The sequence below is a fragment of the Streptomyces sp. NBC_00775 genome (genome assembly GCF_036347135.1).
GTDB classification, from domain to species: Bacteria; Actinomycetota; Actinomycetes; order Streptomycetales; family Streptomycetaceae; genus Streptomyces; species Streptomyces lutosisoli.
In genome coordinates, this window is sequence record NZ_CP108938.1 from 10487520 (window position 1) to 10509441 (window position 21922).

General features: G+C 69.0%; 21 protein-coding genes and 3 pseudogenes. 5 read left to right on the top strand and 19 right to left on the bottom strand.

Annotated features, from left to right (window positions below; genetic code table 11):
- Positions 1–25: 25 nt before the first annotated feature.
- The 5 genes and pseudogenes from OIC96_RS50030 to OIC96_RS46850 form a co-directional block, all read right to left on the bottom strand.
- Positions 26–142 (bottom strand): annotated as a pseudogene (locus OIC96_RS50030) (IS200/IS605 family transposase); the annotation flags it as partial.
- Between the two features lie 53 nt (positions 143–195).
- Complete coding sequence (locus OIC96_RS46835) at positions 196–810, bottom strand: FMN reductase (protein ID WP_330301962.1); 615 nt, start codon at positions 808–810, stop codon at positions 196–198.
- The gene (locus tag OIC96_RS46840; RefSeq protein WP_330301961.1) at positions 807–1904 is read right to left on the bottom strand and encodes an LLM class flavin-dependent oxidoreductase; all 1098 of its coding nucleotides are present in this window, start codon (positions 1902–1904) and stop codon (positions 807–809) included. Before OIC96_RS46840 ends, OIC96_RS46835 begins: the two co-directional genes overlap by 4 nt.
- A 465-nt stretch (positions 1905–2369) precedes the next feature.
- On the bottom strand, positions 2370–2624 hold the full coding sequence (locus tag OIC96_RS46845) for a helix-turn-helix domain-containing protein (RefSeq protein WP_330462155.1): 255 nt from the start codon (positions 2622–2624) through the stop codon (positions 2370–2372).
- A gap of 155 nt (positions 2625–2779) precedes the next feature.
- On the bottom strand, positions 2780–3358 hold the full coding sequence (locus OIC96_RS46850; protein ID WP_330301960.1) for a Dps family protein: 579 nt from the start codon (positions 3356–3358) through the stop codon (positions 2780–2782).
- Positions 3359–3601: 243 nt separating this feature from the next.
- On the opposite strand from OIC96_RS46850, the gene OIC96_RS46855 reads away from it, so the two are divergent.
- Positions 3602–4969 (top strand): dihydrolipoyl dehydrogenase family protein, encoded by a 1368-nt coding sequence (locus OIC96_RS46855; protein ID WP_330301959.1) that lies wholly within the window; start codon positions 3602–3604, stop codon positions 4967–4969.
- Between the two features lie 50 nt (positions 4970–5019).
- Complete coding sequence (locus OIC96_RS46860; protein WP_330301958.1) at positions 5020–6147, top strand: low temperature requirement protein A; 1128 nt, start codon at positions 5020–5022, stop codon at positions 6145–6147.
- 105 nt (positions 6148–6252) lie between these two features.
- On the opposite strand, the gene OIC96_RS46865 is transcribed toward OIC96_RS46860, so the two are convergent.
- The 7 genes from OIC96_RS46865 to OIC96_RS46895 all read right to left on the bottom strand — a co-directional run bounded on the left by OIC96_RS46865 (position 6253) and on the right by OIC96_RS46895 (position 13223).
- The gene (locus tag OIC96_RS46865; RefSeq protein WP_330301957.1) at positions 6253–6975 is read right to left on the bottom strand and encodes an alpha/beta fold hydrolase; all 723 of its coding nucleotides are present in this window, start codon (positions 6973–6975) and stop codon (positions 6253–6255) included.
- 44 nt (positions 6976–7019) lie between these two features.
- Positions 7020–7991 (bottom strand): alpha/beta hydrolase, encoded by a 972-nt coding sequence (locus tag OIC96_RS46870; RefSeq protein WP_330301956.1) that lies wholly within the window; start codon positions 7989–7991, stop codon positions 7020–7022.
- Between the two features lie 374 nt (positions 7992–8365).
- Positions 8366–8749, bottom strand: a complete 384-nt coding sequence (locus OIC96_RS46875) for a nuclear transport factor 2 family protein (protein ID WP_330301955.1) — start codon at positions 8747–8749, stop codon at positions 8366–8368.
- A 36-nt stretch (positions 8750–8785) separates the two neighbouring features.
- A complete protein-coding gene (locus OIC96_RS46880; protein WP_330301954.1) occupies positions 8786–9586 on the bottom strand; it encodes an SDR family oxidoreductase in 801 nt (266 codons plus the stop codon).
- Between the two features lie 172 nt (positions 9587–9758).
- A complete protein-coding gene (locus OIC96_RS46885) occupies positions 9759–10829 on the bottom strand; it encodes an NAD(P)-dependent alcohol dehydrogenase (RefSeq protein WP_330301953.1) in 1071 nt (356 codons plus the stop codon).
- A 31-nt stretch (positions 10830–10860) separates the two neighbouring features.
- Entirely contained in the window at positions 10861–11745 is an 885-nt protein-coding gene (locus OIC96_RS46890; protein WP_330301952.1) for an aldo/keto reductase, read from the bottom strand.
- Entirely contained in the window at positions 11745–13223 is a 1479-nt protein-coding gene (locus OIC96_RS46895) for an MFS transporter (RefSeq protein WP_330301951.1), read from the bottom strand. Before OIC96_RS46895 ends, OIC96_RS46890 begins: the two co-directional genes overlap by 1 nt.
- Before the next feature lie 243 nt (positions 13224–13466).
- Between OIC96_RS46895 and OIC96_RS46900 the strand changes: the two genes are divergently transcribed.
- Together OIC96_RS46900 and OIC96_RS46905 are read left to right on the top strand one after the other, a co-directional pair.
- Positions 13467–14363 (top strand): helix-turn-helix transcriptional regulator, encoded by an 897-nt coding sequence (locus OIC96_RS46900; protein ID WP_330301950.1) that lies wholly within the window; start codon positions 13467–13469, stop codon positions 14361–14363.
- Between the two features lie 33 nt (positions 14364–14396).
- Entirely contained in the window at positions 14397–15416 is a 1020-nt protein-coding gene (locus OIC96_RS46905) for an aldo/keto reductase (protein WP_330301949.1), read from the top strand.
- A 163-nt stretch (positions 15417–15579) separates the two neighbouring features.
- Here the strand turns inward: OIC96_RS46905 and OIC96_RS46910 are convergent.
- Positions 15580–15744 (bottom strand): annotated as a pseudogene (locus OIC96_RS46910) (transcriptional regulator); the annotation flags it as partial.
- On the opposite strand from OIC96_RS46910, the pseudogene OIC96_RS46915 reads away from it, so the two are divergent.
- Positions 15739–15912, top strand: a pseudogene (locus tag OIC96_RS46915) (hydrolase); the annotation flags it as partial. The pseudogenes OIC96_RS46910 and OIC96_RS46915 overlap by 6 nt on opposite strands.
- A gap of 120 nt (positions 15913–16032) precedes the next feature.
- Here the strand turns inward: OIC96_RS46915 and OIC96_RS46920 are convergent.
- From OIC96_RS46920 to OIC96_RS46945, 6 genes are all read right to left on the bottom strand, one after another.
- Positions 16033–16458 (bottom strand): SsgA family sporulation/cell division regulator, encoded by a 426-nt coding sequence (locus OIC96_RS46920; RefSeq protein ID WP_330301948.1) that lies wholly within the window; start codon positions 16456–16458, stop codon positions 16033–16035.
- A gap of 126 nt (positions 16459–16584) precedes the next feature.
- Positions 16585–17613 carry a helix-turn-helix domain-containing protein gene (locus OIC96_RS46925; protein WP_330301947.1) on the bottom strand — a complete coding sequence of 343 codons (1029 nt, stop codon included), beginning with the start codon at positions 17611–17613 and terminating at the stop codon, positions 16585–16587.
- Between the two features lie 161 nt (positions 17614–17774).
- Positions 17775–18590 (bottom strand): carbohydrate ABC transporter permease, encoded by an 816-nt coding sequence (locus OIC96_RS46930; protein WP_406501221.1) that lies wholly within the window; start codon positions 18588–18590, stop codon positions 17775–17777.
- Between the two features lie 11 nt (positions 18591–18601).
- Positions 18602–19495, bottom strand: a complete 894-nt coding sequence (locus OIC96_RS46935; RefSeq protein ID WP_406502229.1) for a carbohydrate ABC transporter permease — start codon at positions 19493–19495, stop codon at positions 18602–18604.
- A 115-nt stretch (positions 19496–19610) separates the two neighbouring features.
- The gene (locus OIC96_RS46940; RefSeq protein ID WP_330301946.1) at positions 19611–20861 is read right to left on the bottom strand and encodes a sugar ABC transporter substrate-binding protein; all 1251 of its coding nucleotides are present in this window, start codon (positions 20859–20861) and stop codon (positions 19611–19613) included.
- Positions 20862–21084: 223 nt separating this feature from the next.
- A complete protein-coding gene (locus tag OIC96_RS46945) occupies positions 21085–21852 on the bottom strand; it encodes an alpha/beta hydrolase (protein ID WP_330301945.1) in 768 nt (255 codons plus the stop codon).
- Positions 21853–21922 lie beyond the last annotated feature (70 nt).

Here is a 21922-nt window from a genome sequence, read left to right on the forward strand (position 1 = left end):
TGGAGCGGCTCACACCGGCCAGTTTCTGCTGTTCGATGTACTGCTTGACCACCGAGAGTGGGGCGCCGCCGCCGACGGACCCGGCGAAGCAGGACCCGGACGACCACAGCTTGCTGGCGCGCCAGTAGTGCCGTACCAGGTTGAGGGCCGTTCGCCAGGTGCTATGTGACCCACGGGAATGCGATTGACCTGCGCTCAGTCGAAGCGCAGGTCGGAGAGCTGCTTCTCGAACGAGGTGACGTCGTCTTCGGGTGCCGGATCGGCTGCCCTGGCGGCCAGGAGCATGGCCAACTCCCCACCTGCCCGCCGTATGCGTGCGGGCAGGCCCTGCGTGTATGCATCGCCGCCGGAGCCCCAGTCCTCGGACGCGGCGTAGACCGCCGTGGGGACGATGACGGCGCGCAGGTAGGCGAACAGCGGGCGCAGGGCGTGTTCCAGGACCAGCGAGTGGCGGGCTGTGCCCCCCGTTGCCGCGATCAGGACCGGCTTGCCAGTGAGGGCCTCGGGATCGATCAGGTCGAAGAAGGACTTGAACAGCCCGCTGTACGAGGCGGTGAACACCGGAGTCACGGCGACCAGGCCGTCGGCGCCCGTGACCGATTCGATCACGGTGGCCAGCTGTGGTGCGGGGAAACCGGTCACGAGGTTGTTGGCGATGGCGACGGCCAGGGCCCGCAGCTCGATGACCTCGACCTCCACCTCGTGGCCCCGGTCGGCGAGCTCGTCGCGGACCGCATCGGTGAGCCGGTCGGCGAGCAGCCGCGTGGAGGACGGGACGCTCAGCCCCGCCGAGACGGCGACGAGCTTCACGCGGCGGTCACCTCCTCCGGTTCCGAGGAGGCGGCGAGCAGGGACTCGTGGGTGGGCGCCTCTGGCACCCCGGCCGCGCGCCCCTTGGCGAACTCCTCGCGCAGCACCGGCACGACCTCCTCGCCGAGCATGTCGAGCTGCTCCAGGACGATCTTGAGCGGCAGTCCGGCGTGGTCCATCAGGAACAGCTGCCGCTGGTAGTCGCCGGCGTACTCGCGGAAGCTCAGCGTCTTCTCGATGACCTGCTGCGGCGAGCCGACGGTCAGCGGGGTCTGGTCGGTGAAGTCCTCCAGGGACGGCCCGTGCCCGTACACCGGAGCGTTGTCGAAGTACGGCCGGAACTCGCGCACGGCGTCCTGGGAGTTGTGCCGCATGAACACCTGTCCGCCGAGGCCGACGATCGCCTGCTCGGCCGTGCCGTGCCCGTGGTGCGCGTACCGGCTCCGGTACAGCTCGACCATCCGCTTGGTGTGGTCGGCGGGCCAAAAAATATTGTTGTGGAAGAAGCCGTCGCCGTAATAGGCGGCCAGCTCGGCGATCTCGGGCGAGCGGATCGACCCGTGCCAGACGAACGGCGGCACGCCGTCAAGCGGGCGGGGCGTGGACGTGAAGCCCTGCAGCGGCGTACGGAACTTGCCCTCCCAGTTCACGACGTCCTCGCGCCACAACCGGTGCAGTAGGGCGTAGTTCTCGATGACGAGGTTGATGCCCTCGCGAATGTCCTGCCCGAACCAGGGGTAGACCGGGCCGGTGTTGCCGCGGCCCATCATCAGATCCACCCGGCCGTCGGCCAGGTGCTGGAGCATCGCGAAGTCCTCGGCGATCTTCACCGGGTCGTTGGTGGTGATGAGGGTGGTGGAGGTGGACAGGACCAGCTTCTCCGTCTTCGCGGCGATGTAGCCGAGCATCGTGGTCGGCGACGACGGCACGAACGGCGGGTTGTGGTGCTCGCCGGTCGCGAAGACGTCGAGCCCGACCTCCTCGGCCTTCTGCGCGATGGCGACCATCGCCTTGATGCGCTCACGCTCGGTCGGCGTACGGCCCGTGGTCGGGTCCGGGGTGACGTCGCCGACGCTGAAGATCCCGAACTGCAAGATTCCTCCAGTTATCAGGTAATTGAGTGGTTCTCGAACGGTAGGAGTCCACCGCATGGCTGGGATGACTGTGCGTGCACGGGAAGTGGTCCCACGGCGTTCTCCTCTCCTGCCCCGGTCATCCGAGCGGAGGTTTCCGAATCGCAAGCCGTGGCTTGCGACACAGAGAGGGCAGTGCTCGCAGAGGGGGTTGGCTCCCTCGCGGCGCGTCACGGCGCGGCGCGGCGCGTCACGGCCACGCCATGGCAATGGGCGCGGACGCGTCGACGGCCCGTTCGCCGACCTCGCCGCAGCGGCGGGCGGTCCGCGCCCTGCTCGCGCGGAGCTCCGTCAGCTCAATACAGGCCCACAGCCCGCACGATGTTCGACGTGTGACGGCTGGGATGGCCGAGAGGCGCCCCGGTCGCCGTCAAGTGCTGTGCCGCAGCAGAGCGGCGACCACCAGGGGCGCCTAGCCGCGAGGTCTCACCACAGTGATTTTCCAGTTCGGCGCGTGCCGCCCGGAATACCGCGCGTGCGGCGGGCACGAACGCCTCTCCGGCCGGGGGTGGGCGACGCGGTGCGTGGTGCGGTCGAACAAGGGGTTGCCAGTTCCCGTTCGAGGGCCCGGACTGAGCTGGGCACGGCGGACTGAACACGTGATAGCTGCCTTGCCGCCGCAGTGGAACCGCCGGCATCCGCCACCGAGACGACGACCTCCATCTGCCGCAGATCCACCATCCGCTCCGGTCCAGCAGCGCTCGGTCTGGTACGAAGGCGACGGTCTTCGAACTTCGCCGCATCGTATGCGGACGGCGGAGCGTGTGCGGGTGCCGGCTCATGCCTCTTCAGGTCCCTGCTCGCGTACGTTTGAGGCGGCGGACCGAGGCCATTCTTCAGGCGCGGACCAGCGGGGTGTCGACCAGATGCTCGGCCAGGAACCACGCCTGCAGTTCCCCGGTCCTGATCACCTGTGAGACCAGCAGATCGTTGGTGCCGTCGTCACCCAACTCGACGGTCCGGGCAGCGCCGTCGTGGGCATCGATGAGAATGCTCTCGTGGGCCTCCAGCAGCCGTGACAGCATCGCCGGCACCTCCTCCACCCCGTCCGGAGGCCGCGGAATCGACGTGATCTCCGCGACGTGCCTGGGGTCTCCCACCGCGACGCCGCCCAGGGACTGGACGCGTTCGGCGATGGTGTCGATGAGTTCGAGCTGTTCTCCCGCGTGTTTGTCCAGCACCAGGTGCAGTTGGTAGAAGGTCGCGCCGCGCATCAGCCAGTGATGCTTCTTGTAGAGGCCGTAGAGGATCTGCGTGTCCGCCAGGACCTTGTTGAGGCGCTGGCAGGAGTACATCCGCGCCTCGTAGGACAGGCCGACCGGGAACTGCTTGACGGTGCCGAACTCCTGGATCACCTCGCCCTTCTGGTGCAGCCACGGCTGGCTGCTGCTCACGGGCTTGGAACTGGGGGTCATGGTCTGCCTCCTGCGGTGCCGAGCTGTGCGTACCCGAGTGACGCTAGGTGCCCCGACGCACGGCGCCTTGCCCGGTAGCGCATGCGGTGGTGCCCACCAGCGCACTGTGCGCGGTGTCCCGTGCCCGTCGTTCACTCTCGGGCAAGCACCCGTGCGCTGGCGGGCACGGGCCGTCAGTCGGCCGATCTAGCCTCGGCGGTACAGCCCACGCCCGTGGAGCCCGAGGAGCGAGGAGAGGCAGGCATGAGCGCGAACGAGCAGGCGGATGTGGTGGTCGTCGGGCTGGGTCCGGGTGGTGAGTACGTCGCGGGAACGCTGGCCGAGGCCGGCCTTGACGTGGTGGGGGTCGAGGCGGAACTCGTCGGAGGCGAGTGTCCGTACTGGGGGTGCGTGCCCAGCAAGATGATGATCCGGGCCGGGAACCTGCTCGCCGAGGCGGGCCGGGTGCCCGCCCTCGCCGGCGAAGCGGTCGTGACCCCGGACTGGGCCCGGGTTGCCAGGCGTATACGGGACGAGGCCACCGACGACTGGAACGACCAGGTGGCCGCCGATCGTCTCGCGGCCAAGGGTGGTCGACTCGTCCGGGGAACGGGCCGCCTCTCCGGGCCGCGCCGGGTGACGGTCGGCGACCGCACCTTCGAAGCCCGACGCGGTGTCGTGCTGGCCACCGGCACGCGGCCCAGGATCCCCCCGATAACAGGGCTCGAGGAAACGCCGTACTGGACGAACCGGGACGCCATGGCGGCCAAGGAGCTGCCCACGTCGATGCTCGTGCTTGGCGGGGGCGCCATAGGCGTCGAACTCGCGCAGGTCTTCGCCCGCTTCAGATGCGCCGTCACGGTGATCGAGGGGCAGGACCGGTTGCTGTCGCAGGAGGAACCGGAAGCCGGGGTGCTGGCCGCGGAGGTTCTGGGGGCGGACGGCGTCACCGTACTCACGGGTACTCGGGCACGGCAGGTCAGCCATGACGGCACCGAGTTCACCGTATGGCTGGAGGGTGACAGGGAGCCGCTGCGTGCCGAGAGGCTTCTGGTCGCCACCGGGCGCCACGCCGATCTGGCCGCGCTCGCGGTCGACACGGTGGGGCTCGATCCGACGGCGGGAGCCGTGCACACGGACGGGCAGATGCGGGCAGGGGAGGGGCTGTGGGCGGTCGGCGACATCACGGGCCGTGGCGCCTTCACCCATGTGTCGATGTACCAGGCGGGGATCGCAGTCCAGGACATCCTCGGGCAGCCCGGTCCCGACGCCGACTACCGGGCGCTGCCCCGCGTCACATTCACCGATCCGGAGATCGGAGCCGTGGGGTTGACGGAGCGTCAGGCGCGTGAGCAGGGGCTGCGGGTGCGCACCAGCGTGCTGACCATCGCCTCCTCCACGCGAGGCTGGATCCACGGACCGGGCAACGAGGGATTCATCAAGCTCGTCGAGGACGCCGACCGGGGCGTGCTGGTCGGCGCGACCTCGGCGGGGCCGGCGGGAGGCGAGGTGCTCTACGGGCTGAACGTGGCTGTCCACGCCGAGGTGCCCGTTCACCGGCTGCGGCACATGATCTACACCTATCCCACCTTCCACCGGACGGTAGAGGCCGCGCTCGGAGCCCTCCGCTGAGCCGCCCCCCGATCGCCCACGCCGACCCGGCGCCCAGGCGATGGCGCACCATGCCGGGCCGCGACCCCGGCGAGCCGCACAGGTCTGCCACCTCGCTGGAACTCCTCTTCGACCTGTGCTTCGTCATCGCGGTGGCGCAGGCGTCCGCGAGCCTGCACGAGGCGCTGACCCACGGGGAGTACGCCACCGGTGTCCTGCGCTTCGCGCTGGTCTTCTTCACCATCTGGTGGGCGTGGATGAACTTCACCTGGTTCGCCTCCGCCTACGACCCGGACGACGTCCCGTACCGGCTGATGGTGCTGCTCCAGATCACCGGCTCACTCGTCCTCGCTGCCGGCGTTCGCCGCGCGTTCGAGGAGGGCGATCTGCGGGTCATCGCCCTCGGATACGTCGTGCTGCGTACGGTGTTGGCCGCGCTGTGGCTCCGGGCCGCGCTGTCCGACCCCGCTCGGCGAAGGACGACTCTGCGTTTCGCCACCGGAGTGACGGTGTGTCAGCTCGGCTGGATCACCCTGCTCGGCCTCCCGGCACCGGTGCGGCTGCCGGGCATCGCGGTGATGATCCTCGCCGAGGTCTCCGTCCCCGTGTGGGCGCAGTCCGCCGGGATGACCCCATGGCATCCGCGCCACATCGCCGAGCGCTATGAACTCTTCACCCTCATCGTCCTCGGAGAGTCCGTCGCGGCGGCCACCGTCGCCGTCCGGAGCGCCTTCGACCGGCATCACGGCACCGGTTCGCTGTACGCGGTGGCGGCCGGCGGCCTGCTCATGGCCTATGCCATGTGGTGGCTGTACTTCGCCAGACCCGCGCACACCCTGCTCGCCACGACGCACCAGGCCCATCGCAGGCGATTCCCCTGGGCCTACGGCCACTACCTGATCTTCGCTTCGGCGACCGCGGAGGGAGCCGGCCTGGCCGCGTACGCCGATCACGTCACGCGGCACACCGAGGCCTCGTCGCCGGCTGCCGGTTCGGCGGTCACCGTCCCTGCGGCCGTCTTCCTGATCACGGTGTGGGCCGTGCATCTGCGGCCTCACCAAAGGAGCGCGGCCGAGAGGGTTCCGTATCTCGTCGTCGCGGTCGGCGTCCTGCTGGCCGCTTGGTCCCCGGCACCTGCCCTCGCCGCCGGTGCGCTGCTGGCGGTCCTGGTTGTCGTGGTCACGGTGCCGCGTCGGTGAGGGGCCCGCGGCGGGATCTCACCGCCGGCCACGACGGACGGGCCGCGCGGACGGGCACCCTACGGGGAGTCCGTCCGCGCGGCCGCCATGCCGCCCCTCGCCTTGTCAGCTCGTCGCGCGCACCGCGTCACGGATCAGATCGGCGACCTCCTTGGGCTGGGACACGGCCACGGCGTGCGAGGCGCCCTCGACCTCGACGATCGTCGCCCCGGCCCGCTTCGCGCCGAAGCGCTGGACCTCGGGGTTGATCGCCTCGTCCGCGCCGGCCACGAGCGCCCAGGAGGGCTTGGTCTTCCACGCGGCGGCCGAGGCCGTCTCCGTGAACGCCCCGGCGGCCAGCGGACGCTGCGCCACCGCCAGGACCTTGGTGACGGCGGCCGGGACGTCGGCGGCGAAGATGTCCGGGAACGCCTCGGTCTTGATGGTGACCTCGACCGCGGGCTCCGCTCCCTCCACGGGGTACGTCGCCTCCTTCAGGTTGCTGACGAGCGACGAGAGGGGGAAACGCCCCTGCAACTCGACCAGGCTCTCGCCCTCTTCGGTGACATACGCGGCGACGTAGACCAGCCCGACGACGTTCTCGGTGGTGCCGGCCACGGAGATGAGCGCACCGCCGTAGGAGTGGCCGACCAGTACCACCGGACCGTCGATCTGAGCAGCTACGGAAGCGATGTACGCGGAGTCGGCCGCCAGGCCGCGCAGCGGGTTCGGCGGCGCAACCACGGGGATGCCGTGGTTCTGCAGTTCTGCGATGACCCCGGACCAGCTGGCTGCGTCCGCGAACGCTCCGTGCACGAGAACGGCTGTGGGGGTGGTGTGGGTGGCCATGCCTGGGTTCTCCTCCTTGGTTTCGGTGATTGCGGGGTGTTGGGTCAGTGACCGTGGAGCGCGGTGCGCAGGGTGCCGGTGGCCAGCGTGATGGCGGCCTCGGCGGCGTGGGTCTCGCGCAGGGGGTTGAGCATCACGAAGTCGTGGATGATGGCCTGGAAGCGGACGGCGGTGACCGGGACGCCGGCCTCGCGCAGCTTGTTGGCGTAGGCCTCGCCCTCGTCGCGCAGGACATCGGCCTCGCCGGTGATGACCAGTGCCGGCGGCAGTCCGGTGAGCTGCTCGGTGGTGGCGCGCAACGGGGACGCGGTGATCTGGGCGCGCTCGGCCTCGTCGGTGGTGTACTGGTCCCAGAACCACTGCATGCCGTCGCGGCGCAGGAAGTACCCGGTGGCGAACTGGTGGTAGGAGCCGGTGTCGAAGTTGGCGTCGGTGACCGGGTAGAACAGCACCTGCTGGACCAGGGGGACGTCGCCGCGCTCCTTGGCCATCAGCGTCAGCGCGGCGGTCATGTTGCCGCCGACCGAGTCGCCGGCGACGGCCAGCCGGGAGCCGTCCAGGCCCTTGGACGCGCCCTGCTCGACGACCCACTGGGCGACCGCGTAGTTCTGCTCGATGGCGACCGGGTAGCGGACCTCGGGAGAGAGGTCGTACTCGGGGAACACCACGGCGGCGTTCGCTCCGACGGCGAGCTCGCGCACCAGGCGGTCGTGCGTGTGGGAGTTGCCGAACACCCAGCCGGCGCCGTGGATGTAGAGGATCACCGGCAGCGTTCCCGTGGCACCGGCCGGCTTGACGATGCGCGCCCGGACACTGCCGGTCGGACCGCCGGAGACAGTAATCCACTCCTCGTCGATCTGCGGCTTGTCGATCTCGCCGGACTGCACCTCGTCGACCGCCTTGCGGCCCTCGGCGGGCGGCAGGTCGAAGAGGTAGGGCGGGTTGGCGGTGGCCTCGGCGAACGCGGCGGCGGCCGGCTCCAGGACCGGCTGGACCGGTACGACGGCGTCGGACATGTGATTCTCCCGGGTTCATGTGGTGCGCCGGTCTCTCCGGCGAGGTGAGGCGACTCCGGTCGGACACAGAGATCTGCGGAGCCGGCCATCATCAGGCTAAAACCGCGAAGGCAGCGGCAATTGACCACCAGCGCACCGGCGCTGACCCCGCAGCGCATGGAAGGGGAGGCAGTGCACTGCCGGAACGAATCCAGTGCACTGCCGGGACACGCAGACGCTTCGGTGCGTGCGCCACGACTCCCTCGACGCCGAGCGCGGTCAGCACGATGCACGACGAACTCAAGGGCCGCCACGACGCAGTCTCCTCGGGGCCGTTGGGACTGTTGGATTCATGGGAGTCCTCAGGGCTCCCATGGCCCCTCGGCTGCTGCGGGTCACCATGTCGTGGCGACCGTTCTCAGAGGGACCCACGTCTCGCCGCGGCGGCCGTAGTCGGTGGTCAGGAGCAACCGCCAGTCGGCCCGGCTTCCGTACACCTTCGCGTCGGTCATGGTCCGGACGGTCAGACGCGCCGTGCCGCCGCCGAGGTCGAGCGCCGTGTCCACCTCGTCGATGGAGTGGTAGACGAACTGCCCGGCCCTCATCTCGGCCAGCCACTCCGCCTTGGGCTGCACGTAGCCCGTCATGTGGGTGAGGGTGAAACCGTCGTCGAGCAGGTCGTCGAGTGACGGTGTGTCTCCTTCGACCATGGCGTCCAAGTAGGCGTGGTGGGCCTGGAGGATGGCCTCCCGGTCCGTCTGGCTGGGGGTGGGTGGCACGCTGACTCCTTGTTGCGTGGCGGGCCTGGGCTGTCGTCAGGCCGCGGCGCGTGCCCGGACGGCGTCGAGGTCGTCGCGGACCCGCTGCGGCTCGGCGTCGAGCGGCATGTTGGCCTCGTCCCGTACCGCGTCCAGGGAGCCGGGCGGGTCCTGGTCCAGCGCCGCGAACAACGGCCCCAAGTCGCTTGGTGCGGCTCCCTGTTCGGCCACCGGCTCGAAGGTACGGCCGGCCGCCTCGGGAGCGGTGAGGGCCGCCACCAGGACCCGTGCGATGTCGGCGCGCGCGACACATCCGTCGGCAGGGCCGCCGGAGCGGCGGCGGTCGCCCTGGAGGAACACCAGGCGCTGCTCGTCGGGTCCGTTCATGTCGAACCAGCCCGGCCGCACGATGGTGTACGTGAGGCCACTGGCCCGTACCAGACGTTCGGAGCGGCGCTTCCACTCCAGCAGGTGGCCGTAGCTGCTGCTGCGGGTGGTGGCCCCGATGGAGGTCATCAGTGCGATGCGGGGCCGTGCGGCGTCCACGGAGGCCAGGGCGGTGAGGACGTTGCGTACGCCTGCGTAGTCCACCGTCTCCGGCGAGGAAGCGCCGGTGCCGAAGGAGCCGAGGGTGAGCACGATGGCGTCGGCACCTGCCACCGCCTCGGGCAGGGCCTCGGGCCGGGTGATATCGCCGACGACAAGCTCGGCGTCGGCGGGGAGCAGCTGGGCGCCCTTCGCGCGGTCACGTACCAGGGCCCGGACGGTGTGCCCGCGAGCGATCGCCTCGGCCACCACGAGCCGTCCGATGCTGCCGGTGGCGCCGACCACCAGCACGGTCAGGGGGTGTGTTGCCATGTTCATTTCCTTGAAGGAGGTGGGCGCAATGGGGAGCCCATGTCGACAGTTTCACTCGGGCGTCACGATCACGGGCTCTGTGCGGCGACTCATCCTGCGCTGCCGTCGCCGCAGGTCACTCTCGTACAAGGGCGATTCCCGCGCCCGTGGACGGCGACCACGTGGTGGTTCGTCATGCCTGCTTCGGCTTCGCGAAGGTCGCGCCGTCGATCACGAACCGGTAGCGGACGTCGGAGGCGTGGATCCGCTCGTAGGCGGTGTTGATGTCCTGCGCGTCGATCAGCTCGATGTCGGCCGTGACATCGTGCTCGGCCGCGAAGTCGAGCATCTCCTGCGTCTCGGCGATGCCGCCGAACAGCGATCCCACGAAGGACCGGCCGTTCTGCAGGAGGGCGAAGACCTCCATCGGCATCGGCTCGGTCGTCACACCGACGTTCACCATGGTGCCGTGCAGGCGCAGCATCCCGAGGTAGTCGGGGAGGGACACAGGCGCGCTGACGGTGTTCAGGATGATGTCGAAGGCGTTGGCCAGCTCGGTGAACGCCGAGCCGTCACCGGTCACGGCGTAGTGGTCGGCGCCGAGGGCCGCAGCGGCCTCCCGCTTGCTGCTGGACTGCGACAGGACGGTCACGTCGGCGCCCATGGCCTTGGCCATCTTCACGCCGAGGTGGCCGAGCCCGCCGAGGCCGACGACCGCGACCTTGGTGCCGGGCCGGGCGCCGAACCGCCTGAGCGGGGAGTAGACGGTGATGCCGGCGCACAGCAGCGGAGCGGCGGCGGCCGGGTCGAGAGTCTCGGGAACGCGGACGACGAAGTCCTCCGGGGCGACGATCGCCTCGGAGTAGCCGCCCTGGGTGTGGGCGCCGGGCTCGGCGGGGTCAAGGGCCCCGAAGACCAGGGTGTTGCCCTTGAGGCAGTACTGCTCCTGGCCTGCCCGGCAGTTCTCGCACGTGCGGCAGGAGTTGACCATGCAGCCGATGCCGACCAGGTCGCCGACCTGGTGGCGGGTGACGTCGGGGCCGGTCTCGGTGACCCGGCCGACGATCTCGTGGCCGGGGACGAGCGGGCTGATGGCCAGCGGGCCGAACGTGCCGTCGACGTAGTTCATGTCGGAGTGGCAGATCCCGCAGTACAGGATGTCGAGCTTGACGTCGTGCGGGCCGACGTCGCGGCGCTCGATGGTGACGGGAACGAGTGGCTTGCCTGCTTCGTGGGTGCCGAACGCGTTGACGGTGGTGGGCATGGTGGTTCCTTTGCGCAGGTATGAGGTGCTGTCAGGCTTCGGGGATGGCGCGGCCGTAGGCCGCGAGGGTGACGTTCGTGGGCTCGGGGCCGCCGCGTCGGCCGGTCTCCAGGGCGTCGAGGGCCTTCAGCTCGTCCGTGGTCAGGGCGAAGTCGAAGACGTCGATGTTCTCCGCGATGCGGTGGCGCTTGGTCGACTTGGGGATCACCGAGCGGCCCTGCTGGATGCCCCAGCGCAGCAGTACCTGGGCCGGGCTCTTGCCGTGCGCCTCGGCGATCGCGGTGACGGCCGGGTCCTCAAGGACGCTCCTGCGGTCCTCTCCGTATCCGGGGTAGAAGGTGATGCCGCCGATGGGGGACCACGCCTGGTTGAGGATGCCGTGCTCGTCGTCGAAGTCGAGGACCGCGCGCTGCTGGAAGTACGGGTGGATCTCCATCTGGTTGACGGCAGGCACGACCGTGGTGGTGTCGAGCAGCGTGGTCAGGTGGTCGACCATGAAGTTGCTGACGCCGATCGCCCGGACCTTGCCGTCTGCCAGGAGCTGCTCCAGGGCCCGGTAGGCCGCGAGGGTCTTGTCGAAGTCCGACGGCAGCGCCTGGTGCAGGATCAGCAGGTCGATCTGGTCCACGCCGAGCTTGGCGGCACTCTTGTCGAAGCCGTGCAGGGTCTCGTCGTAGCCGTAGTCGCTGATCCAGATCTTCGTCTCGATGAAGATGTCGTCGCGGGGTACGGCGGAGGCGCGGATGGCCTGGCCGACCTCGCGTTCGTTGCCGTACGCGGCGGCGGTGTCGATGTGCCGGTAGCCGAGTTCGAGCGCGGCCGTGACGGCGGCCCGGGTCTCGTCCGGCGGGGTCTGGAAGACACCGAGTCCGAGGGCGGGCATCTCGACGCCGTTGTTGAGGGTGAGGGTCTGCATCAGAGGGACCTTTCGTGCGGGCGGGTACGTGCGGGGACGATGAGGGTGAGGGTGGCCGCGAGAGTCATGGCGAGCAGGACGGCGGAGCCGGTCAGCGCGGCACCCGAGCGGGCCGCGATGTCGACGGCCCCATGGCCGGTGGAGACAGAGGCGGCCACAGCGGTCAGGATGCTCAGGCTCAGCGCGCTGCCGATCTGGTGCACGGTGTTGACCAGGCCCGAGGCGGCTCCCGCGTCCGCAGGGGCGACCCCGTCCACTCCGCTGGAGGTCAGCGGGGCCAGCGCCAGGCCCTGGCCGGCGCCGATGAGCACCATCGGCAACGCCACGCCCGTCAGGTAGGGCGTGTGCAGGTCGAGGCGGCTGAGCCACACCATGCCCACCATGGTCAGGACGAGCCCGGTGGTGAGCACCTGCGGCCTGCTCGCCCGCTCAAGCAGCCGCGGCACCTGGACGGCGAAGACGAAGTTGACCAGCGTCATCGGCAGGAAGGCGAGACCGGCCTGCAGCGGCGTCCAGTGGTAGACGCTCTGCACGAACTGCGCCGTGAAGAAGAAGAACCCGATCATCGCGCCCATGTAGAGCATCCGGGTGACGTAGGCGCCGCTGCGCTCCCGGCTCGCGAACAGCCGCAGCGGCACGATCGGCTGCGCGGCCCGCTGCTCCACCAGGACGAACAGGGCCAGCATCACCAGTCCCGCCACCAGCGGAATCAGGGTGGCCGGAGCGGTCCAGCCGATGTCGGTGGCGTCCACGATGCCGAAGACCAGAGCGGTGGAGCCCGCAGTCGCCAGGAGCGCCCCGGCGACGTCGAAGCGGCCGCCCTGGCGCTCGGTCTCGGGCAGGAGCCGCACGGCCAGCGCCACCATCGCGATGCCGACCGGGACGTTGAGGAAGAACCCGGCCCGCCACGAGATCAGGTCGGCGACCAGACCGCCCACCACCAGGCCGAGAGCCGCGCCGAGCCCGGCCACCGCGCTGTAGGCGGCCATCGCCCGGTTACGGACCCGGCCCTCGGCGAAGCTGCGGGTGAGCAGGGACAGAGCGGAGGGGGCCAGGACCGCCGCCCCGACGCCCTGCAGCGCCCGAGCTCCGATCAGCCACCACTGATTCTGTGCGGCGCCGACAAGAAGTGAGGTCAGCGCGAAGACGACCAGGGAGAACAGGAACACCCTGCGGTGTCCGAACAGGTCACCGGCCCGGGCCCCCAACAGCAGCAGGCCGCCGAAGACCAGGACGTAGGCGTTGGTGATCCAGGACAGGCCGGTCTCGGAGAACCCCATGTCGGAGCGGATCTGCGGCAGGCCGGTGAAGACGATCGAGTTGTCGAGGATGACCATGAAGTAGCTGACGCAGATGATCGTGAGGATCAGCGTCGCCCGGGCCGGGGCGGCAGGGGCTGGCGCACGCACCGCCATGGGCGGCATGGGTTCCGCTATGGCGACGTCGCCGGTCCCGTCGTACCTCGGTGCTGCGCGCACGGTGTGTCCTTCACTTCAGGGTGAGGGCCTGGTGTCGGACTCCTGGTCCTCGCTTCTCTCTCCAAGAGAACCCCGCGCGGGTACAGGGGTGGGAGTCACTGGTCTTCCAGGTACTGGCAGTACCTCGCAGGCCCTCGCGGACGGACCTACGGTGAAGTTCAAGGCAGGACCGTCGTAGGTCGGGCTGGACCGTCCCACCGGGGCGCGATCACCGGCGGCGGAGCGATTTCAGGAATCTGGACGATGGCAGACAGAGACAAGAAGAGCGTGGCCGCCGAGGTCCGCGAGTTCCTGAGCACCCGGCGTGCCCGGATCACCCCCGAGCAGGCCGGACTGCCGGTCTACGGCGGCAACCGGCGCGTTGCGGGCCTGCGCCGTGAGGAGGTCGCGCTGCTCGCGGGCATGAGCGTCGACTACTACGTCCGCCTGGAGCGCGGGAACCTCTCCGGCGCCTCGGACTCGGTACTGGAATCCCTCGCGCACGCGCTGCAGCTGGACGAGGCCGAGCGCACTCACCTCTACGACCTGGCCCACGCGGCGACCCCGTCGGGCCGGCGCCCCACGGCGACCGCGTCCCGGGTGCGGCCCACGATCCTGCGCCTGCTCGACTCAATGGCCGATGTGCCGGCGTACGTGCGCAACGCGCGCTTTGACATCCTGGCCGCGAACACGCTGGGGCGGGCACTGTACGCACCCCTCTTCGACTCGCCGCTGTTCGCCCAGCGCGGCCCGATCAACAGCGCCCGCTTCATGTTCCTGGACCCCGCGAGCAAGGACTTCTGGGTCGACTGGGACAAGGGCGCTGACGACGCGGTCGCCTTTCTGCGCAACGAGACGGGCCGGGCACCCCACGACAAGGCGCTGACCGACCTGATCGGGGAGCTGACGACCAAGAGCGACGACTTCGCCCGCCGGTGGGCCCGCCACGACGTGAAGTTCCACCGCTCCGGAGTGAAGAACCTGCACCACCCGCTAGTCGGTGATCTCGCCCTGCCCTACGAGGCGATGGAGCTGCCGGCCGATCCCGGACTTCGCCTCAACTTCTACACGCCCGAACCGGACTCCCCGGCAAGGGAGGCCCTGGGCCTGCTGGCCAGTTGGGCAAACACCGGAACCGTCGTCCCGACCGCGAACGACTGATGACGACTGAGTACACCCGAGGAGAACCACTTCATGCAGTACCGACCGCTTGGCCGCACCGGTGTCCAGGTCAGCCCGCTCTGCCTGGGCGCGATGATGTTCGGCCCCTGGGGCAACGAGGACGAGGCCGACTCGATCCGGATCATCCACCGTGCCCTGGACGCGGGCATCAACTTCGTCGACACCGCGGACGTGTACTCCGCAGGCGTCTCGGAGGAGATCGTCGGCAAGGCCCTCAAGGGCCGCCGCGAGGACGTGTTCCTGGCGACCAAGTTCTTCATGCCAATGGACCAGAACGACCCCAACCAGCGAGGCGGCTCACGGCGCTGGATCATCCGCGAGGTCGAGAACTCCCTGCGCCGGCTCGACACCGACCACATCGACCTCTACCAGGTCCACCGCCCCAGCCCCGACACGGACGTCGCCGAGACCCTCGGCGCCCTCTCCGACCTCGTACACCAGGGCAAGATCCGCTACATCGGCTCCTCGTCCTACTCCGGCTCCCAGATCGTCGAGGCCCAGTGGACCTCGCGGGAGCGCCACCTGGAACGGTTCGTGACCGAGCAGCCGCCGTACTCGATCCTGGTCCGCGGCATCGAGGAGGACGTCCTGCCCACCGCGCGCCGCCACGGCATGGGCACCCTCACCTACAGCCCGCTCTCCGGCGGCTGGCTCTCGGGCCGCTACCGCAAGAACGCCACCGAGGGCCCCGCCTCCGCGGCACGCCCCCAGGCCCGCTTCGACTTGAGCACCTCCGCCAACCAGCGCAAGCTCGACGCCGTCGAACAGCTCGCACTCCTGGCCGAGAAAGCGGGCCTCACGCTGATCGAACTGGCCGTCGCCTTCGTCATCAACCACCCCGGCGTCACCTCGGCGATCATCGGACCGCGCACCATGGACCAGCTGGAGGCGTTCCTGCCCGCCGCCCACGTCACGCTGTCGTCCGACGTGCTCGACGCCATCGACGAGATCGTCCCGTCCGGCGTCACGGTCAACCCGGTCGACAACAGCTACGGCGACTTCGAACTGCGCGCCGACCAGCGACGCCGCTGACGCGTCCCGGACTGGCCGGTCACGCCGGCCAGCCGCACCGACTTCCCCGCGACCAGGAAAGGCGCACCGCCGCCGAGGGTCCGCAGACTCTGCTCGTCTCCGGGGCCGGGCCGATCACCGGTGTACGGCCAGTACGTAGGACGGCATGACCAGGTAGGTGGCCTCACTCGGCCGGTTCTGCGGTGGCCTGGTACTGGTCTGCGGCCCAGGAGGCGAGGATGCGCAGGCCATCGTGGGTGGTGGAGCCGACTTCAGCGGTCCAGACGACGAGTTGCTGGTCGGGATCGGTGCCGGCGGTGAGACTGTCCCAGTCCAGGCAGAGCTCGCCTTCGGTACCGGAAGCGGCGACCGCACCGCGATCATCAACTCCGCGGTGGGCCTGGCCAAGGCCGCGAAGGCGTTCGACGTGTCGGCCGTACTGAGCACCGTGGCGGCCGAGTCCTTCTCCGGCCCGATCATGCCGCAGCTCGCGGACGTCTTCCCCGGCAACAAGATCTGGATCGGGCGGGATCGGGCAGGAACGGGCGCGTCCGCGTCCGACAAGGCCGAGGCAGCCCGCCACTCGCTGGGCGACACGCCGTAGACTTCCCCGGCATTCCGGCAGGTCGAGTGCGTCTCAGTCCTGCCTGCCCGTGAGCTCGGCGAGGGCACGGTCCATGTCGATGTGAAGGCTCTCCGTCCCCGGGGGCACCAGCGAGACCGTCCGCTGCAGGAACGCGGCGACCGCTGACGCCGCGATGTCGACCAGTGCGTGGCCGGCGGCGGACCTCAGGACGATGCGCACAGAGCCCGGTTGGCAACGATGCGGGGGAATCACCAGCACGTCCCCGGTACCGGTGGTCCGGCGCAGGCCCTCCGTGAGCAGTGAGCGGGCGAACACCCAGTCCACGGGTCTGGCCGCGGGTGCGCCGAGGGAAAGTCGGACGGCGTAGGGGTCGGTCATGTCGTAGTGCAGCTCCGCGGGCAGCGGGGCGGGCAGCTCGTCCGGGACACGGACGTGCACCGTCACCATGCACATGACCGAGGGAAGAGGCTGGTTCATTTCATTCCCCCAACAATGGATGGCTCCAGGAGCGGATTTCCTGTGAATGACCCTAAAACCCCATAGAGGGTGCATCTTGTCGAGGAATGCACGGAATGTAGCCCGATGAAGAACCGGGAACCGGGTTCAGGTGTCGATGAGCTGCGTGGGTGACAGGGGGTGCGGCATCAGGCCTTTGGTGTCGCGCCATTCACGGGGGGACAACCCGTAGGCGGCCCGGAACACCCGGCTGAAATGCGCGGCACTGATGAAGCCCCATCGGTGCGCCACCGCGGCGATCGTGGAGCCATGTGCGTGGCGCGCCAGATCACGCCGGCACTCCTCCAGTCGACGTCGTTGGATGTACCGGCCGACAGTGGCGTCTTCGCTCTCGAACAGCTTGTGCAGATAGCGCAGGGATATTTGGTGGGCTCGGGCGATGGCCTGCGGGGTCAGGTCGGGGTCCGCGATGTGACGGTCGATGAACGCCTGAATTCGCAGCAGCAGTGCCCGGTTCCCTCCGGGCGTGTCCGTGCTCGTCCGGCCAAGCCGCTCGTCGGCCAGCACACCGAGCAGGTCCACGACACTGCGGGCCATCAGCTCGTTGGTGCGTGGCGGGTAGGTTCCCGCGTCGTCCACGAGCCCGGCCAGGAAGGGCGACAGCAGCGCGCCCAGGGGGGTGTCGGGGCCGAGTGGGGAGGCCGTGACGTGAGCCATCTCGGACTCGCTCAGGCCCAGAACGTCTCTGTGCAGGACGAGGGACTTCGTCCGGAAGGACTGGGGAAGGCTCAGCCGAACGGGGCGCGCCATGTCATAGACGAAAACATCCCCCGGCCCGAGGAGCGCTTCGCGGCCGTCCTGCTCGATTCGGGCGACTCCTGTGTCCAGCAGTTTGACGACCACGTACTCGTCTTCGCTGCCCTGCGCGACGAGTCGGCGAGTTCGCAGGGCGGACAGGCAGTCGCCCTCCACGGTAACTGCCTGGAGGCGGCCGAGCGGTGCCGTGCGGATCGTGCCGGAATACACCTCGTCCGGGACGGTCATGTCCACGGCGCCGAATGTCCGGGACAGGGCTTCGCGCCAGTACGCCCGTCTGCGGTGGGCGGGCACCGAATCCGTGGTGTAGAGGGTGCCCCGGACCTGCTCGGGCTCCAGTATCGAGGAATTCGGCGACATGGTCTACGCCCTTCAGCCGGTGTGCTTTCTGAAACACCGTGCCAGCGGGCCTGGGGCAGCACATCGCGTGAATCCGCTAGATCAGGGATGCAGGAGAGCTGGAACCTGCGATGACTACCGGCAGGTCGACGACGGACTGGGCGGAGACGGGACCGCCCTCACTACTTGATGGCTCCGCTGGAGGCGCCGGCGGTGACGTAGCGCTGAGCGACGACGAGCAGCACGGCCGCTGGGATGGATGCCAGAACGGCGGTGGCCATGATGGCGTTCCACTGGTTCGTGTGAGCCCCGATGTACTGGTAGATGCCCAGGGTGATGGGCCGTACGGTCTCCGTGGTGGTCAGCGTGAGGGCGAAGAGGAAGTCGCTCCAGGTGAAGAGGAAGGTGAAGAGGGCGGCAGTGATCAGTGCGTTGGTGCTCATCGGGAGTGCCACGGAGCGGAAGGTGCGCAGCTTCCCGGCGCCGTCCACGCGCGCGGCCTCGATGATCTCCCTGGGGATGCTCTGCATGAACGAACGCATGATGATGATCGCGAAGGGGACCCCGGCGGTGGAGTCGGCGAGGATCAGTCCGAGGTAGGAGTTCAGGAGTCCCAGGTCGTTGTAGGCGCTGTAGAGCGCGTTGGCCACGACGATGCCCGGCACCATCTGGGTGATCAGGATGCCGAAGAGCACGAGGTTGGTTCCTCGGACGGGGAAGTGGGCCAGTGCGTAGGCCGCTGGGGCGGCGAGCCCGAGGCTGAGCGTCACGCTGCCGAGGGCTACGACGAGGCTGGTGACGAGGTTGCGTCCCTGATCGCGCAGCGCGGTGGCGTAACCGCTGAAGTCCGGGTGGAAGGGGAACCAGCCTCCCTGCAGTGTGTTGCCCGCCGGCTGGAGGGAGGCGTTCACCATCCAGTAGACGGGAAACAGCATCAGCGCGAGCAGGATGATCCCGACGATGGTGGACGGCCAGCCACGGCCCGGTGCGCGCTTCACGGGATGGCCTTTCAGACGTTCCGGGCGCGACGGTTGGCGCGCAGGTAGACGAGGGCGAAGGCGAGCGAGATGACGATGAGTACGTTGCTCATCGCGGCACCGCGCCCGAACTCGAACTGTTGAAAGGACAGTTCGTAGGATTGGGTGGCAATGGTCTCTGTGGCGTTGGCCGGTCCTCCGCCCGTCACCACGAGGATGATGTCCAGCACCTTGACCGTGTAGACCACGCCCAGGACCAGCACGACGCTTACCACGGGCCTCAGCAGAGGCCAGGTGACATGGCGGAACGACGCCAGCGGGCCGGCGCCGTCCAGTTTCGCCGCCTCGTACAGATGCGTCGGGATGTCCTGCAGGCCGCCGTACAGGATCGTGGTGTTGAAGGGGATTCCGACCCAGATGTTGATGAGGATCACCGACACGAGCGCCTGTGAGGTGTCGGTGAGCCAGGGGATGCCGGACGACGAGAGATGGAGGCCGCGCAGCGCGTGGTTGACGACTCCCGTGTCGGGGTCGAGCATCCACCTCCACGTCGTTGCGGAGACGACCAGCGGCAGCAGCCACGGCAGCAACAGGAGCGACCGCAGAACGCGGCCGAGCGGGAAACGGCGCTGGAAGAACAGGGCGAAGCCCAGGCCGAGCACGAACTGCCCGACCAGCGAACCAGCGGTGAACAGGACCGTGGTCAGCAGGGCCTTGGAGAACAGGTCCGACGACAGGATCTTCGCGTAGTTCTGCAGCCCCACGAACGGCGCGGCACCGGTGTAGAACGTCGTGGTCGTGTACTGCTGGAAGCTCATCACGATGTTCTTGACGATCGGGTAGCCGAAGAACAGCAGCAGGTATGCCGCGGCGGGCACGATGAACATCCACTGGGCGAGCGGCTCCCAAAGGCGTGCCCGGGCCACGGCCCGGTCCCTGGCGTGCGCGTCCTCGTCCTTCTTAGCCGCGCCGCCGGCGGGTGTCCCGGCGTCGCCGTCGCCGTCGTCTTGCCCGGTGCGCATCCGCAGGGCCGGGGACGGGTCAGGAACCGGTCGCGATCTGCTGCGCATGTCTGAGCGCTTCCTCCGGTGTCTGCTCGCCCGTGAGCGCGGACTGGATCGCGGTGTAGATCCCGGTCGCCGCTTTGGGCCACTTGACGCCGAGTTCGCTGGTACGGGCCCGTGCCGCTTCAACGCTTTTGACGAAGGCAGCCATCGACGGCACCTGCTCGGCGTACTGGGAGGCCACCGTGGAGCGGGAGGGCACGGTGAAGTGCTGCTTGGCCAGGGTGAGCATGTTCGTGGACTCGTTCAGGCAGGCGAGGACCTGGGCCGCCTTTTGCTGCCGGGCCTTGGAAGCGCTCTGCGGGACCGTCCACACCTCACCGCCGAGCGGTGTGACAGGGGTCTGCCCCGTCTGCGGGACGGGGATGGGGGTCACCCCCCAGTGCAGGTTCTTGTCTTTGTTCAGGGCGGGGATCCGCCAGGGGCCGTTGATCATCATGGCCGTCCTGCCGGCGACGAACTGATCGTGGACGTCGGCCTGCGTCCAGTTCAGCACCGACTTCGACATGGATCCGCTCTTCACCAGGTCGACCCACAGCTTGAGTGCCTGCGCGGCCTGCGGGGTGTCCAACTGCTTCTCGTCTCCGCCGTTGGACCACAGGAAGGGCAGGAACTGCCAGGTGCCCTCAAAAGTGGCGTTCGCGTCGACCGCCATGCCGTAGCGCCCCGGGCGGGTCAGCTTGGCCGCCGCAGCCTTCAGCTCGTCCCAGGTCCTCGGCACGGTGACGCCGGCCTTGGAGAGCATGTCCTTGTTGTAGAAGAGGGCGATCGTGCTGACGTTGGGCGCCAGCCCGTACACCTTTCCCTTGTAGGTGCCCGCCGACAGGATGCCCTTGGCGAAGCCGCTGGAGTCGATGCCGTACTGGTCCAGCGGGGTCAGCGCGCCGGACTGCGCGATCTGCTGCACGTCGGGGTTGTCCAGCATCAGCAGGTCGGGCAGGGTCCGCGACGATGCCTGCTGAAGGACCTTGGGGACGAGCGACGCCCCCGGAACGCTTGTGTGCTCGACCGTTACGCCGACCTTCTTGCCGCAGGCGGTGAGCAACTCGCCCCATTGAGCGTGTTCAGGTTCGTCGGTGTAATAGTCAAGTGCGGTGATCGAGGTGACCTTGCCTGTGGCGGATCCGGTGCCGGTTCCGCCACCGCACCCGGTGGCAGCCAGAATCAGGGCGACGGTGCCCAGGAGGGCGGCGATCCGCCGCGCCGGCGGTCTGGCCGGTGAGATCATGGTGGTGCCTTTACCGAGTGACGTCTGTGGCCGGAGTGTCGGTGTCGGAAGGTGAAAGCGGAGTCCAGGACCTCCCGTGGCGACCCGCTCAGCCTAAGCGCGCGGGCGAAGGCCAGGCGCCCGAGGTCGCCAGATGAGACGGTCCCTACCAGCGTCATCCGATTCGAACGACTGTCAGTGAAGCGGCGCTCGGAGAGACTCTGCGATCACCTCCTTCACCTGCTCAGAAGGTTGGTCGAAGCCCATCGCCGTCGTCGCGCCCAGTGCCCTGTCCGGCGGCTTCCCGGATCATCGCTGCCACGGCGCGGGGCTGCGACAGTACAACGGCGTGCGAACCGTCCAGCACATATTCGGTCGCCGCCATCCGCTGTGCCATGAAGCGCTGAGCGGTGGGGTTGAGCATCCGGTCGGCGATCGCGATGGCGTACCAGGACTGCTTGGAGGCCCATGCCGGCGGGCCGGATCTACCGGTCAGTGCGCTCCGGGCGATCGGGCGCTGTGCCACGGACATCACACTCGTGACGCGGGAGGGCAGGTCGGCGGCGTACATCTGCGGGAACCGTTCCTTACGGATGTACAGCTCGCTTTCCGGGCCGTCGGGAAACCGGGCGGGGAGTGCGGCGGTGACGGTCGGGTCGGCCACCGGCATGGGGGCGAAGCGGCTCGTGATGTCCAGGACGCACTCGCCGGCGTCGAGGCCGAATGCCGCGACGTAGCACAACGCGATGACGTTGTCTGCGTCGGTGGCGGCGTGTGTGATGACCGCGCCACCGTAGCCGTGGCCGACCAGCACGACGGGGACGTCGATGTCGCGCACCACGCTCCTGATGTAGGCGGCGTCCTGCGCCAGGCCGCGCAGCGGGTTCGCCGGGGCGCGCACCGTTGATCCGGTGGCGTGAAGGAGGCTGATGACCCCCGCCCAGGATGAGGCATCGGTGAACGCCCCATGTACAAGCACGATGATCGGCGCTGTGGGGGTGGGTTCGTGCATGCCGGTGGCCTCCGACTGAGTTTGGGGGTGCCTCAGCCAAACGCATTCAGGTAGGGCGGGGCATCGCGCG